The organism is Streptomyces virginiae, from assembly GCF_040638905.1.
Lineage (GTDB): Bacteria > Actinomycetota > Actinomycetes > Streptomycetales > Streptomycetaceae > Streptomyces > Streptomyces virginiae_B.
The window spans coordinates 131,543-145,000 of sequence record NZ_JBEZYV010000005.1; the positions used below are offsets into that span (position 1 = coordinate 131,543).

Here is a 13,458-nt window from a genome sequence, read left to right on the forward strand (position 1 = left end):
AAGGGTGTGGATCAGCCCCTCAGCCTAACCCTCCGGGCCCGGGCTGACCGTTCCACCAGCAAAGCGCCTCCGAGCGCCATGGCGATCGCGGCGGGTGCGGTGACCGGGACGGCGATGAGGGTGGCGCTGTGGCCGTCGAGGAGGCCGCCGAGGCCGGTCATGGACAGGCCCAGCACGCCGAGCAGGCACAGGGTGATCCCGAGGGCGGCGACGGGGCCGGCGGCGGCGCCCGCCGGACCGGCCGGCCGGCCGGGAGCGGGGGCCTCGAAGCGGCGCAGGAGGGCGACGAACACGCCGGTCAGCGCGGCCGCGGCCAGGATCCGTACGGGGACCTGCGCCCACCAGGCGGCGGTGGCGGGAGCGGGCAGGTCCATGCCGAGGGCGAGCTGGGCCCCGTACACGGCGAGCATCGCGGTGAGGTGCCAGAGGAAGGCGGTCATGGCGACCCCGTTGGCGGCGACGACCGTACGCCACACGCGGGGGCGCTCCAGCCAGGCGCCGGCGGGCCGGGCGGCGAGCTGTACGGCGCCGACGAGCCACAGGCCGTGGCAGAGCAGGGCCAGGGTGGGCGGCGCCATGTTGGACACCTTCTCGCCGGGCATCCCGACCATGGACAGCGGGTACGGTCCGAAGGCAACCAGCAGAGCGGCTCCGGCGAGGCCGGCGGCGGCGAGGACGGCGGGCCGGCGGATCCGGCCGTCGGCGCGCAGGAAGCCGAGCTGGTGGACGGCGAGCCAGACGAGGGCGAAGTTGAGGAACTCCACGTACGGCACGCCGAGCGCGAAGCGCAGTACGTCGACCAGCGCGGCGGCGCCGGCCAGCGCGGCGAAGGCCGCCCAGCCGTGGCGTTCGTGCAGCTTCAGCAGCGGCGGGGTGAAGGCGACCATGGCCAGGTAGATCCCGATGAACCACAGCGGCTGGGTGACCAGCCGCAGGGCGGCGCCGGTCAGCGTTCCGCCGCCGTGGCCGGCGAGCTGCACGGCGAGCGCGACGGCGGCCCACACCAGGACGAAGGCGAGGGTGGGGCGCAGCAGTCGGCGCAGCCGGGCCCGCAGGAAGGCGGCGTAGACGGAGCCTTCGCCGCGGCGGGCCAGGGAGCGGTGGGAGAGGGCGTGCGAGAAGCCGCCGACGAAGAAGAAGACGGGCATGATCTGCAGCGCCCAGGTGAGCACCTGCAGGGCGGGCACGAGGGCGAGCAGGTTCCCTATGCCGTCCGTGCTGACCGCGGCCATCAGCCAGTGTCCGGCGATGACGGTGCCGAGCGAGGCGACGCGCAACAGGTCGACGTACCGGTCGCGGTCGGCGGGGGTGGCGGCGGCCATGGCGCGTGCGCTAGGTCGTGTCGTCATGGAGCCACGGTGCCCGCCGCCGCCCGCCGCCCGACAGGGCGTGGGTACTCAGCTCCGGCCTGAGTACGTGTCAGCCGGGCCGGACCACCCGGCCGACCGGGGCAGGCGGCCTGGGCGGGGATTCACCGCGGCAGGACCGTGGCGCCCGGGGACGGGCTGGAGGCGATACGGGTGGCGCGGCAGGTGCCGGAGGCTTCGAGGGCGGACGCGGCCTTGGCGGCGGCCTGCTCGTCGGCGACCAGGAAGGCCGTCGTGGGGCCCGAGCCTGAGACCAGCGCGGCCAGGGCGCCGGCTCCGAGTCCCGCGTCCAGGGTCGCCCGCAGCGAGGGCCGCAGGGAGAGGGCGGCCGGCTGGAGGTCGTTGGCCAGGGTGGCGGCCAGTGCGTCCGGGTCGCCGGAGGCGAGGGCGGCGAGGAGGGCCGGGGAGGCCGCGGGCTCCGGGATCTGCGTGCCCTCGGCGAGGCGGTCGAACTCGCGGAACACCGCCGGTGTGGACAGGCCGCCGTCGGCCACCGCGAACACCCAGTGGAAGGAGCCGGCGGTCACCGGGGTGAGGACCTCGCCGCGGCCGGTGCCGAGCGCGGCGCCGCCGACGAGGCTGAAGGGGACGTCGCTGCCCAGCTCGGCGCAGATGTCGAGGAGTTCCTCGCGGGGGGTGTTCAGGCCCCACAGGGTGTCGCAGGCCAGGAGGGCCGCCGCGCCGTCGGCGCTGCCGCCCGCCATGCCGCCCGCGACCGGGATGTTCTTGGCGATGTGCAGGTGGACGAGCGGGGAGAGGCCGTTGCGGGCGGCGAGGATCTCGGCGGCCCGCGCCGCCAGGTTGGTGCGGTCCAGCGGGACCTTGTCGGCGTCCGGGCCCTCGCACGTCACCGTCAGGGCGTCGGCCGCGGTCGCCGTCACCTCGTCGAACAGGGAGACGGCGAGGAAGACGTTGGCCAGGTCGTGGAAGCCGTCGGGCCGTGCCGCGCCCACCGCCAGCTGGACGTTGACCTTCGCGGGGACCCGTACGGTGACGGGCGTCGTGCGCGTGCTCACAGGGCGGGCCTCTCCGGTGCGGGCTTGTGCTCGGCGATCGCGGCGAACTGCTCCACCGTCAGGGACTCCCCGCGCGCCTGCGGGGAGACGCCCGCGGCGACCAGCGCGGTCTCCGCGCCGGCCGCCGAGCCGGCCCAGCCGGCCAGGGCGGCGCGCAGGGTCTTGCGGCGCTGCGCGAACGCCGCGTCGACGACCGCGAAGACCTCTTCCTTCGAGGCGCTGGTCCTGATCGGCTCGGTGCGGCGCACGAGGGAGACGAGCCCGGAGTCGACGTTCGGGGCGGGCCAGAAGACCTTGCGGCCGATGGCTCCGGCGCGCTTGACGTGTGCGTACCAGTTGGCCTTGACGGAGGGCACCCCGTAGACCTTGTTGCCGGGCTCGGCGGCCAGCCGGTCGGCGACCTCCGCCTGGACCATGACGAGGGTCCGCTCGATGCTCGGGAAGCGGTCGAGCATGGTCAGCAGGACGGGCACGGCCACGTTGTACGGCAGGTTCGCGACGAGCGCGGTCGGCGGCGGGCCGGGCAGCTCGGTGACCAGCATCGCGTCGGAGTGGACCAGCGCGAAGCGGTCCTTCTTCGCCGGCATGCGGGCCTCGATCGTGGCGGGCAGGGCGGCCGCGAGGATGTCGTCGATCTCGACGGCGACGACCCGGTCAGCGGCCTCCAGCAGCGCGAGCGTCAGCGAGCCCAGGCCGGGGCCGACCTCGACGACCACGTCGTCCGGGCGGACCTCCGCGGTGCGCACGATCCGGCGCACCGTATTGGCGTCGATGACGAAGTTCTGCCCCTTCTGCTTCGTCGGGCGTACGCCGAGGGCGGCGGCCAGCTCCCGGATGTCGGCGGGGCCGAGGAGGGCGTCGGGGGTGCTGGGCGCGGGATTATCGGGCTGCTGCTCTGCGGTGCTCACCGGTAAAGCGTCTCAGATCGGCCGAGTGGTCCTGACGACGACGTGAGCATGCGGCCGACGACGTCAGCCGGCGGGCTCCGACGTGGGCCCGCGGCCTACGACGTGAGCCTGCGGCCGCAGTGGGGCCAGGGGCTCGCCCCCCGCTGCACGTAGAGCTTCTTCGCCCGGTAGGTCTGTTCCGCGGCCGGGGCGTCCTGGGGGCGGCCGCTGCCGCCGAGGGCCTGCCAGGTGCGGACGTCGAACTGGTACAGGCCGCCGTACGTGCCCGAGGCGTCGGTGGCGGAGGCCCGGCCGCCGGACTCGCACCGGGCGAGGGCCGCCCAGTTGAGGCCGTCCGCGCCGGAGACGGAGCTGGGCAGCGACCTGGTGCCGACCCGGACGAGCTGGGTGACGGGCTCGCGCACGACCTCGTCGGCGATGGCGCGGGGCCTCTGCCGGACCCCGTTGACCGTGCGCAGGCTGTAGGTGACCCTGCGCGCCCCGGGCCGGCCGGCGCGCTCGACGACCTCGGTCCCGGCGAACAGATCGTCGTCCTTGACCTTCTCGGTCTCGAAGGGGATGCGCTCCTCGCGGACCTCGCGGGTGCCGGTGATCCGGAGCACGGTCACGGTCTGGCCGTCGCGCGGGAAGGCGGTGGGCGGCACGGAGGTGGTGTCCTGGCCCTGGAGGGTGATGCCGGCCTGGTCGAGGGCCTCCTGGACGGTGGCCGCGTTGGTGCGGATGGTGCGTTCGCGGCCGTCGGCCATGAAGGTGACGCTGCGCTCGGTGCGGACGCTGAGGGTCAGGCCGGCATGCGGTACGGGGGCGGTGCGCGGGGCGGAGAGGTAGGCGCCCTCGGCGCGGATGCCGAACTGGCGCAGGGCGCCGTCGACGGTGCGGGCGGTGGTCCACACCTGGCGCTGCTGTCCGTCGAGGATGAGTCTCAGGGGGCGGCCGTAACGGACGACGATCTCCTCGCCGTCGTCGAGGGGTTCGCCGGGGGCGGGGGCGACGAGGTCGTGGGGGCCGACGTCGAGGCCTTCCGCGGCGAGCAGTTCCTCGACGTCGCCGGCGAAGGTGTGCAGCTCCCGGGGGACTCCGTCCACGGTGAGGCGTACCGATTTGTCGGCGGCGACGAAGGCGGTCGTGCCTCCGGCGAGGAAGGCGACGACCAGGGCCTGCGGCACGATGCGCCGCCAGTTCCGGCCGGGGGCGCCGGGCGCGCCCGGCGCGGCGGGGCCGAGGAGCACCGGTCCCGCCGCCCGGCGGCGGCCGTGCCCCGCCCCGGCGGGCGCCGCGGCGGGGGCCGGGGCGGCCGGGCCGCGGCGGCGGCCGGTGCCGGCCGGGGGTTCCGCGACGGCGGTACGGCCTCGGGCCCGGCGGCCCTGGGCGGCCCAGTCGGCGATGGTCGGGGTCGGTGCGGGGGCGCGGCGCCGGCCCGTCCCCGGGGCGGAGGCAGGCCCGGGCCGTTCGCCGTCCCGGCCCGCGGCGTCCGCCGGGGCGGCGGGTTCCGCGGCGCGCCGGCGGCGTCCGGCCCGCCGGTCCTCGGCGCGCGGGAAGGGTACGGGGACGGCGGGTTCGGTGTCCCAGGAGGAGGGCCCGGCATCGGCCGGCACGAGGTCCCGGGTCCCCGCAGCGCCGTGCCACGGACCCCCGGACCAGGGGTCGCCGGCCGCGGGATCGCCGGCCCCGGGTTCGCCGGGCCGGGGATCGGCCGTCCAGGAGGGCCATGCCGCCGGGATTTCGCTCCCGTACGCCTCCGTGACGGGAGCGCCTCGGCGGTGACTGCCCTGCGTATCGCTCACGATGCTCGCTCCACTGGTGGTCCGGCACCCGTTGGTTGGGGCACGGCACCCTAGCGGAGGAGCTGTCACGGAACAAAGTCGTACGACTACCCTACGTGTCGACCAGGTGGAGCCGGTCAGTAGTCGAAGGCGCGGGCGGTGTTGGCCGCGAGGGCGGTGGCCATCGCGTCCTCGTCGATCCCGCGGACCGCGGCCATCGCCCGTACCGTCAGCGGAATGAGGTACGGGGCGTTGGGCCGTCCGCGGTACGGCGCGGGGGTCAGGTACGGCGCGTCCGTCTCGACGAGGACCAGCTCCAGCGGGGCCACGGCCAGTGCCTCGCGCAGCGGCGCGGCGTTCTTGAAGGTGACCGTTCCGGCGAAGGACATGTAGTAGCCGGCGGCGGCGCACTCGCGGGCCATGTCGGCGTCCCCGGAGTAGCAGTGGAAGACGGTCCGCTCGGGGGCGCCCTCCTCGCGCAGTACCCGCAGCACGTCGGCGTGGGCGTCGCGGTCGTGGATGACGAGGGCCTTGCCCTGCCGCTTGGCGATCTCGATGTGGGCGCGGAAGGAACGCTCCTGCGCGGCCATGCCCTCCGGTCCGGTGCGGAAGTGGTCGAGGCCGGTCTCGCCGACCGCCTTGACGTGGCCGAGGGCGGCGAGCGCCTCGATCTCCGCGAGTGCCTCGTCGAGGGCGGATTCACCCCCGCCGGTCCGGGCGCCCTGGCGGGACCAGCCGTCGGGGTCCCCGTGCACGATGCGGGGGGCTTCGTTGGGATGGAGGGCGACGGCCGCGTGGACGTTGTCGTACGCGGCGGCCGTCTCGGCGGCCCACCGGGAGCCCTTCACGTCGCAGCCGACCTGGACGACGATGGTCACGCCGACCGAGGCGGCCCTGGCGAGGCCCTCCTCGACGGTCCCCGACTGCATGTCCAGGTGGGTGTGCGAATCCGCGACCGCCACCCGGAGGGGTTCGGGCAGCGGCGGCAGTGCGTCCTTGGAGGCGGTGGAAGGGCTCATGGGGCCGATCTTATGACCGGCGGAAGAACCCCATCAGCCGGGAGAGCAGGCCCCCGCGCCTGTCCGTCTCGCTGACGGCGACGGGTCCGGGGGCGTCGTGGTGTGCGGCGGCGCCGCGCGGCTTGGGGGTGCGGGGGACGTCCGCCCCGGCCGGCACCGGTCCCGCGATACCGGGGGCGATGCGGTGGTGGTAGAGATGGTCGATCATTCCGAGCACCGAGGAGACCTGCCCCGCCCGCATGATCCGCACGACGTGCCCGCCGCAGTTCATGCAGGTCGGGTTGGACAGCGGGGAGGACACGCGTTCGCCGTCGACCGTGTACATGATGAACGGCTCGCCCCGGCCGTCGACGTGGTGCTCGATCCGGTACTCCTGCTCCCAGCCGTACCCGCAGCGCATGCACGCGAAGGAGTAGGCCTCGTGCACGGTCTGCACGTCGGGGCCGGAAAAACGTGCGGGGGCCGGGGCCTGGACCGGTACCGGGGTGTCTGCGATCTCACTCATGCCAGCTCCTCTTGTCCACTGGTGCCTCTGCCAGTGGACGCCTCTCCGGGCGGGAGCGCATCAGGTCCTGTCCAGTGTTGGACGGCCTTTGGGCGACTCATGCCCAAAGCGCCCGGCGCACGGTCTGAGCTTTGCTTTTCAGGTTAGCTCTTTACCGGTTCATGGCGCCTTTTGTGCCGCATTCTTTGCCGCCACGACAGCGTCGAAGACATCGCGCTTGGGTACGCCGGCCTCGGCCGCGACGGCCGCGATGGCCTCCTTGCGGCGCTCCCCCGCCTCCTCTCGCACCCGTACCCGGCGCACCAGCTCCTCGTCGTCCACGTCGCCGGGGCCGGCCGCAGGGGCGCCCTCCACCACGACGGTGATTTCCCCGCGCACGCCCTCGGCGGCCCAAGCGGCGAGGTCGCCGAGCCCGCCGCGCTTGACCTCCTCGTACGTCTTCGTCAGTTCGCGGCAGACCGCGGCCCGCCGCTCGGCGCCGAAGACCTCGGCCATCGCCGCCAGGGTGGCGTCGAGCCGGTGCGGGGCCTCGAAGTAGACGAGCGTGCGCCGCTCGCCCTCGACCTCGCGCAGCCGGCCGAGGCGCTCGCCCGCCTTGCGCGGCAGGAAGCCCTCGAAGCAGAACCGGTCCACGGGCAGCCCGGACAGCGCCAGCGCGGTGAGCACGGCGGACGGCCCGGGGACGGCGGTGACCTTGATGTCCTTCTCCACGGCGGCGGCGACCAGCCGGTAGCCGGGGTCGGAGACCGACGGCATGCCGGCGTCCGTCACCAGCAGGACGCGCGCCCCGCCGGCCAGCGCCTCGACCAGCTCCGGGGTGCGGGCCGACTCGTTGCCCTCGAAGTACGACAGGACGCGCCCGGTGGTGTGCACGCCGAGCCCCTGGGTCAGCCGGCGCAGCCGCCGGGTGTCCTCGGCGGCGACGACATCGGCCCGCTCCAGCTCCGCCGCCAGGCGCGGCGGGGCGTCGGCGAGGTCGCCGATGGGGGTGCCGGCGAGGACGAGCGTGCCCGTCCGGCCTTCGGCCGCGGCGGCTGTGGAGGTGGGCTCGGTGCCGTGGGGCTGGTCAGTTGTCACCCGCCCATCCTCTCAGTCCCACGGCTCGTCACCCCACGCCACTGGGGCGCACACAGATCTCTTCCCTACGATGTGCCGGTGACCAGTACCGCGACGCCGCCGCCCAGCCCCGCGGGGGCCATGCCCTCCGCAATGGCCGGCGGCGCAGAAGAGCCGTCCACCTGGCTGCGCGACCTGCGCCGCTTCGGTTACGCGCCGCGCGCCGGCGCGTCCCCGCACGTGGACGTCCGCACCCGCCTGGTGCCCCCGTACACGAAGCCGTCCCGGCAGCTGTGGATGACCTTCGGGCTTTCGCCAGAGGTGTGGGGGACCTGGCAGCGCATCGTGTCGTGGGCCGGGCCGCTGCTGGTGGCGCTGGTCGCGGGCGTGCTGCGGTTCGTGCACCTGGGCAGCCCGAAGGCGGTGATATTCGACGAGACGTACTACGCCAAGGACGCCTGGGCCACGATCAAGCAGGGCTACGAGGCGAACTGGCCCAAGGACATCGACAAGTCGATCCTCGCCAACCCCGACGGGGTCGCCCTGCCGGCGGACCCGGGCTACGTCGTGCACCCGCCCGTCGGCAAGTGGGTGATCGGGCTCGGCGAATGGATGTTCGGCCTCACGCCGTTCGGCTGGCGGTTCATGACCGCCGTGCTCGGCACCCTGTCGGTGCTGATGCTGTGCCGGATCGGCCGGCGGCTGTTCCGCTCGACGTTCCTGGGCTGCCTGGCGGGCGCGCTGCTGGCGGTGGACGGCCTGCACCTGGTGATGAGCCGTACGGCGCTGCTGGACCTGGTGCTGATGTTCTTCGTGCTCGCCGCGTTCGGGGCGCTGCTCATCGACCGGGACCGGGCCCGCGCCCGGCTCGCGGACGCGCTACCGGTGGACGAAGAGTGCCGTACCCGCCCCGACACGAGGATCGCCGAGACGCTGCGGCTGGGCCGGCGCCCGTACCGGATCCTGGCCGGGGTCTGCCTGGGGCTGGCCGCCGGCACGAAGTGGAACGGCTTCGTCGTCCTGGCCTTCTTCGGCATCCTCACCGTGCTGTGGGACGCGGCCGCCCGCCGCACCGCCGGCGCGGGTGCCCCCTACGCGGCGATGCTGCGCCGTGACGCGCTGCCCGCGTTCGTGTCCACGGTGCCCGTGGCGGTCGTGACGTACGTGGCGTCGTGGTCGGGCTGGATCTTCAGCCCGGACAACGGCAAGGGCGGCTACCTGCGCGACTGGGCGGCCAAGAGCGACCAGAACAGCTCGCTGTCGTTCCTCCCGGAATGGTTGCGCAGCCTGTGGCACTACGAGACCGAGGTCTACAACTTCCACGTCGGCCTGACCTCGGGGCACACCTACGAGTCCAACCCGTGGAGCTGGCTGGTGCTGGGCCGGCCCGTCTCGTACTTCTACGAGTCCCCCGAACCCGGCACCGACGGCTGCCCGGCGACGGCGGCGGGCAAGTGCGCCCGCGAGGTCCTGGCGCTGGGTACGCCGCTGCTGTGGTGGGCGGGCTGCTTCGCGCTGCTGTACGTGCTGTGGCGGTGGTTCTTCCGCCGCGACTGGCGGGCGGGCGCGATCGCCTGCGCCCTGGGCGCGGGCCTGCTGCCCTGGTTCAACTACCAGGAACGGACGATCTTCTACTTCTACGCGGTGGTCTTCGTCCCGTACCTGTGCCTGGCGGTGGCGATGATGATCGGCGCACTGCTGGGCCCGGCGGGCTCGTCGGAGCGCCGCCGCGCCCTGGGCGCGATCGGCGCGGGCGTACTGGTCCTGCTGATCGTGTGGAACTTCATCTACTTCTGGCCGATCTACACGGGCCAGACCCTCCCCATGGACTCCTGGCGCGGCCGCATGTGGCTGGACACCTGGGTCTAGCAGCGAAAACGACGGGCCCGGCACCGGATGGTGCCGGGCCCGTCGTGGTTGTCAGTGGTGGTCGCCGGCCGTCGTGGGCTGCCCCCCGACGGCCCACAGACGGCCCAAGACCTCCGTCGGGCTCAAAGCCCCGACCGTGGGTACGTTGGTGTGGGAGGGGTGCGCAACCCACTAGAAGATCCACCGGCGAATCAGTGGTCAATCCACTCAGGGTAGAGGCGCCGCCGGCCGTGGAACGAACGATCTGCTCTTCGACACCGCTATCGCTAGCGGGCAAATGTCGACCTCACTCCCTGTGGAGGGAAATATGACTAACTCTGCGGGTTATGCAAGCTCATCGGTAACGGCCCAGTCGTGGGAGCCCTACGTTGAGGACGGTCGGGAGACGGGGGAGATTCATTGGCTCGTCCAGGCGGAGGAGGGCCAGGTGTCGGGGCTGTGGAGGATCGGCCCCGAGGAGGGTGCGGAGTTCCCCTACAAGCCCGCGGCCACCGACACGTTCCACGTGATCGAGGGTGAGGCCGAGCTGGAAACCCCGGACGGCGAGAAAATCGAGGTCGTCGCCGGGGGTATCTATTCCTTCCCGGCCGGGTTCGCGGCCACCTGGAGAACCCGGTCGCCGTTCGTGAAGTTCTTCGTCGTGGGCTGAGAACCGGAACTGTGCGCAGCGTGACACCGGCGTCGGCGTACCCACAGGAGATCAATCGAGAAGACACGAGATGCAGGCAAAGCGTGGCGCGCGACGGGCTGCCGCCCATTCCCGGATAGTGGCTCGCGAGTCAGGCCAGACAAAGTAAGGGAGCAGAACGTGGCGACGTCAGATTCTGAAGTGGATGTCGTGATCGTGGGCGGCGGTTTTGCCGGGGTGACGGCCGCGCGTGAATTGTCGGCGCGCGGGCGACGGGCGGTGCTGGTCGAGGCGCGTGACCGCCTGGGCGGCCGCACGTACACGAAGGATCACGGCGGGCATCCGATGGAGTTTGGCGGCACGTGGGTCCACCCTCTGCAGCCGCACGTGTGGTCGGAGGTCGACCGCTACGAGGTCGAGACGGAGACGTTCCCGGTGCTGGAGGGGCTGCGGCAGGCGGTCGTCTCCGACGGCCGCGTCGTGGACCTGTCCGACGAGGACCTCGAGCGGGCGCTGGAGGCGTTCGACGAGTTCTGCGCCCCGGGCATGAGTCTGTTCCCGGAGCCCTTCCTGGAAACGGTGAGTTCGGACCCGGACGGCCTGGGCCGACGGTCGATGCGTGACCTGCTCGACTCCTTCAAGACCGAGCCGGTGCTGCATGACTGGGTGGAGGGGATGTGCTGCCTGATCGCGTTCGGCCCCCTCGAGAAGTCCGGCGCCTCCGAGATCTTCCGCTGCCACGCCCTGGCCGGGTACAGCGCGGCGCAGGCCATGGCCTCCCTGTCGCAGACGAAGCTGGTCAAGGGGACACGGGAGCTGATCAACTCCATCGCCGGACAAGCCACCCTGGCTGACATCCGCCTCAACTCGCCCGTGCGGCGCGTCGCCCAGACCGACGGCGGAGTACAGGTCGAGCTGGAGAACGGCGAGACCGTGAGCGCTCCGACCGCCCTGATCGCGCTGCCGATGAACGTCCTGAACAGCGTGAAGTTCGAACCTGAGCTGTCCGAGATCAAGAGGACCGCATCGGCCGACCGGCACGCGGGTGCCGGTAGGAAGTGCTTCGTCCGCGTCAAGGGCGACATCGGCAACGTCAGCATCGTGGCCCCCGAAGCCCAGGCGGTGAACTATCTGGTGACCTACACCCACGACTCGGAAGGCTCGTGGCTGATCGTGTTCTCCGCCAACCCGGACAAGCTGCAGATGCCCCAGTTCGACGACGTCCAGGGCATGCAGGCAGCGCTGCAGCCGCTCCTGCCGGGTGTCGAGGTGGAGAGCATCGTCGGCTGGGACTGGAGCAACGACCCGCTCGCGCTCGGCACGTGGTGCATCTTTAGGCCGGGGCAGCTGGCGAAGGTGCTGCCGGACCTGCGCACCACCGAAGGGCGGCTGTTCTTCGCGGGCGCCGACTCGGCGACCGTGTGGCGCGGTTTCATCGACGGGGCGATCGAGAGCGGCTACCGCTCCGCCCGCGACATCGACAACTACCTGACGAGCTGATCACCGGCGGCGGCGCCTGCTTCGGGCGCCGCCGCCGTGATTCGGCTACGGGTCCTCGGTGACGGTCAGGGCGGATGGGGCGAGAACCCAGAGCAGGGCTCGGCCGGTGAGTGGCGTGGTGGCGATGAGGGAGAGGTAGACCTCGGCCACTGCTCCGTCGCCCCGTAGGACGTCGAGGCCGCCGGACAGCCGCGACAACAGGAGCAGGGCGACGTCGACGATGAGCCATGAGGCCAGGTTGGCGCCGATCCACCACTTCCAGCGTGTGGTGACCTTGCGCAGTACGAGCGACTGCGACAGGCCGAGCAGGGGCCCCAGGGCCAGGCTCTGGCTGGCGGCCAGGAGGTAGGCCATGGACACGTCCTGGTCCGATTTCTGGGCGCCGATCACGGCGGGCATGATCACCAGCAGCCAGGCCAGCAGCGCCGGGCCGATGTTGGACGTCACCCACGCCCTGCGGGCAATGGCCGCCCGCTCCCGCACGACGAGCCACTGCAGCGTGCCGAGGACACCCCCGAACAGCAAGGCTCCCAGTGTCGCGATCACCAGAGCGACCCACACGTGGCGGCTGACGAGACTCAGGTGCAGCACGTCACCTCCGAGGAGTGCCAGCGCGATGCCCACGCTCAGGACGATGACGAATGCGATCGAGTTGTACGCGATCCAGCGCCAGTACAGGCGGGGCTCCCACCCACTCGACGCCGGCACCTCACGGGCAGAGCCAGAAGCGGTCATCACCCACTCCTACCGTGCCAAGCCCCGCCCGCAGCGCAGACCCACTGATCAGCCCGCACGGCAAGGATTTCAGGTGTCGCTTGGCAACGTCAGAGACGTCTACTTCTGGCCGATCTACACGGGCCAGACCCTCCCCATGGACTCCTGGCGCGGCCGCATGTGGCTGGACACCTGGGGCTAGCGGCGCGAAACGAAGGGCCCGGCACCGACATCAGGTGTCGGGCCCTTCGCCGTCCGGGTCAGCGGGAGGCTTCGCAGGCGGAGTTCGCCGCGTCCTGCTCGCGCCGACCGCTACGAGACTCGACACGCAGCTGGTCCGGTTACCGATCTGGCCCTGGGCGGCGCTCAGCGGGGCTCCAGGGGCGCGAGGCTCCAAGGGCGCGGCTCGGCGCATCGGTCGCCCTCGCCCTCCGACGCTGGAACACAGCCCTGGCGCATGCATGTCGACCGGTCAGGACGGCTCGTCGTCCCAGGCGGGCGGCGTGGTCGTACCGGTGAGCCAGTCCCGTCGCAGGACGGCGTACCCGACCGCGTCGTGGACCGTGCCGTCGGCGCCGGGCCATCCGTCCCGGTAGTGGGCCTCCTTGACGTAGCCGCACCGCCGGAAGGTGCGGCGCATCGCCGCGTTGTCCCGGCGCGTGGTGCCCTCGATGCGCAGGATCCGGGGGAGCTCGGCGAACAGGTACGCCGTCAGCCAGTTCAGGACGTGGCCGCCGATGCCCCGGCCCCGGTAACGGGTGCGAATGCGCAGATCGAAGACGGGCGTGCCGTCACCGAGGTCCATCAGGCGGACCAGGCCGAGGATGTCGTCGCCGTCGCCGATCCAGAAGGTCCTGGTGTCGTCGCCGTCGAAGCGGCCGTCCGCGACCCAGCGCCGCGCCTGGTCGGGGCCGACCACGGCCGCGCCGTGGAAAGGCCAGGTGTCCGCGGTGAGGAAGGCGACCAGGGCATCGCCCTCGGAGGGGTCGAACCGCCGGTAAGTGAGCTCCACGGGCGCACTCTAGGGCGAACACCGGCCGCTCCCAAGCGAATTGGGGGCGGACCTTCGGCGGCGGCCTCCCGCACATTCCGGTCCGGTAACAACTGCACACC

12 protein-coding genes are annotated in these 13,458 nt (G+C 72.6%); 3 read left to right on the plus strand and 9 right to left on the minus strand.

What is annotated here, in order from left to right:
• Positions 1-11: 11 nt before the first annotated feature.
• From AB0F82_RS10195 to rsmI, 7 genes are all read right to left on the minus strand, one after another.
• The gene (locus tag AB0F82_RS10195) at positions 12-1,349 is read right to left on the minus strand and encodes an acyltransferase family protein (protein WP_362625472.1); all 1,338 of its coding nucleotides are present in this window, start codon (positions 1,347-1,349) and stop codon (positions 12-14) included.
• A 122-nt stretch (positions 1,350-1,471) separates the two neighbouring features.
• Positions 1,472-2,383, minus strand: a complete 912-nt coding sequence (locus AB0F82_RS10200) for a 4-(cytidine 5'-diphospho)-2-C-methyl-D-erythritol kinase (RefSeq protein ID WP_356815147.1) — start codon at positions 2,381-2,383, stop codon at positions 1,472-1,474.
• Complete coding sequence (gene rsmA, locus AB0F82_RS10205) at positions 2,380-3,291, minus strand: 16S rRNA (adenine(1518)-N(6)/adenine(1519)-N(6))-dimethyltransferase RsmA (protein ID WP_356815148.1); 912 nt, start codon at positions 3,289-3,291, stop codon at positions 2,380-2,382. Before rsmA ends, AB0F82_RS10200 begins: the two co-directional genes overlap by 4 nt.
• 95 nt (positions 3,292-3,386) lie before the next feature.
• Positions 3,387-5,075 carry a ubiquitin-like domain-containing protein gene (locus AB0F82_RS10210; protein ID WP_362625475.1) on the minus strand — a complete coding sequence of 563 codons (1,689 nt, stop codon included), beginning with the start codon at positions 5,073-5,075 and terminating at the stop codon, positions 3,387-3,389.
• A gap of 116 nt (positions 5,076-5,191) precedes the next feature.
• Positions 5,192-6,073 carry a TatD family hydrolase gene (locus AB0F82_RS10215; RefSeq protein ID WP_362625477.1) on the minus strand — a complete coding sequence of 294 codons (882 nt, stop codon included), beginning with the start codon at positions 6,071-6,073 and terminating at the stop codon, positions 5,192-5,194.
• Positions 6,074-6,083: 10 nt separating this feature from the next.
• The gene (locus tag AB0F82_RS10220) at positions 6,084-6,578 is read right to left on the minus strand and encodes a hypothetical protein (RefSeq protein WP_436842061.1); all 495 of its coding nucleotides are present in this window, start codon (positions 6,576-6,578) and stop codon (positions 6,084-6,086) included.
• A 159-nt stretch (positions 6,579-6,737) separates the two neighbouring features.
• Positions 6,738-7,655 carry a 16S rRNA (cytidine(1402)-2'-O)-methyltransferase gene (rsmI, locus tag AB0F82_RS10225; RefSeq protein WP_362625479.1) on the minus strand — a complete coding sequence of 306 codons (918 nt, stop codon included), beginning with the start codon at positions 7,653-7,655 and terminating at the stop codon, positions 6,738-6,740.
• 78 nt (positions 7,656-7,733) lie between these two features.
• Between rsmI and AB0F82_RS10230 the strand changes: the two genes are divergently transcribed.
• From AB0F82_RS10230 to AB0F82_RS10240, 3 genes are all read left to right on the plus strand, one after another.
• Entirely contained in the window at positions 7,734-9,503 is a 1,770-nt protein-coding gene (locus AB0F82_RS10230; protein ID WP_436842062.1) for a dolichyl-phosphate-mannose--protein mannosyltransferase, read from the plus strand.
• Positions 9,504-9,810: 307 nt separating this feature from the next.
• On the plus strand, positions 9,811-10,152 hold the full coding sequence (locus AB0F82_RS10235; protein ID WP_362625481.1) for a cupin domain-containing protein: 342 nt from the start codon (positions 9,811-9,813) through the stop codon (positions 10,150-10,152).
• A 180-nt stretch (positions 10,153-10,332) separates the two neighbouring features.
• A complete protein-coding gene (locus AB0F82_RS10240) occupies positions 10,333-11,631 on the plus strand; it encodes a flavin monoamine oxidase family protein (protein WP_362625483.1) in 1,299 nt (432 codons plus the stop codon).
• 45 nt (positions 11,632-11,676) lie between these two features.
• Here the strand turns inward: AB0F82_RS10240 and AB0F82_RS10245 are convergent, their stop codons facing one another.
• Complete coding sequence (locus tag AB0F82_RS10245) at positions 11,677-12,366, minus strand: hypothetical protein (RefSeq protein ID WP_362625485.1); 690 nt, start codon at positions 12,364-12,366, stop codon at positions 11,677-11,679.
• 451 nt (positions 12,367-12,817) lie between these two features.
• Entirely contained in the window at positions 12,818-13,357 is a 540-nt protein-coding gene (locus AB0F82_RS10250) for a GNAT family N-acetyltransferase (RefSeq protein WP_362625487.1), read from the minus strand.
• Positions 13,358-13,458 lie beyond the last annotated feature (101 nt).

Bases quoted from the DNA above. Each gene is read 5' to 3' on its own strand.
- AB0F82_RS10195 (WP_362625472.1), bottom strand. From the start codon at position 1,349: ATGACGACACGACCTAGCGCACGCGCCATGGCCGCCGCCACCCCCGCC.
- AB0F82_RS10215 (WP_362625477.1), bottom strand. From the start codon at position 6,073: ATGAGCCCTTCCACCGCCTCCAAGGACGCACTGCCGCCGCTGCCCGAA.
- AB0F82_RS10220 (WP_436842061.1), bottom strand. From the start codon at position 6,578: ATGAGTGAGATCGCAGACACCCCGGTACCGGTCCAGGCCCCGGCCCCC.
- AB0F82_RS10235 (WP_362625481.1), top strand. From the start codon at position 9,811: ATGACTAACTCTGCGGGTTATGCAAGCTCATCGGTAACGGCCCAGTCG.
- AB0F82_RS10245 (WP_362625485.1), bottom strand. From the start codon at position 12,366: ATGACCGCTTCTGGCTCTGCCCGTGAGGTGCCGGCGTCGAGTGGGTGG.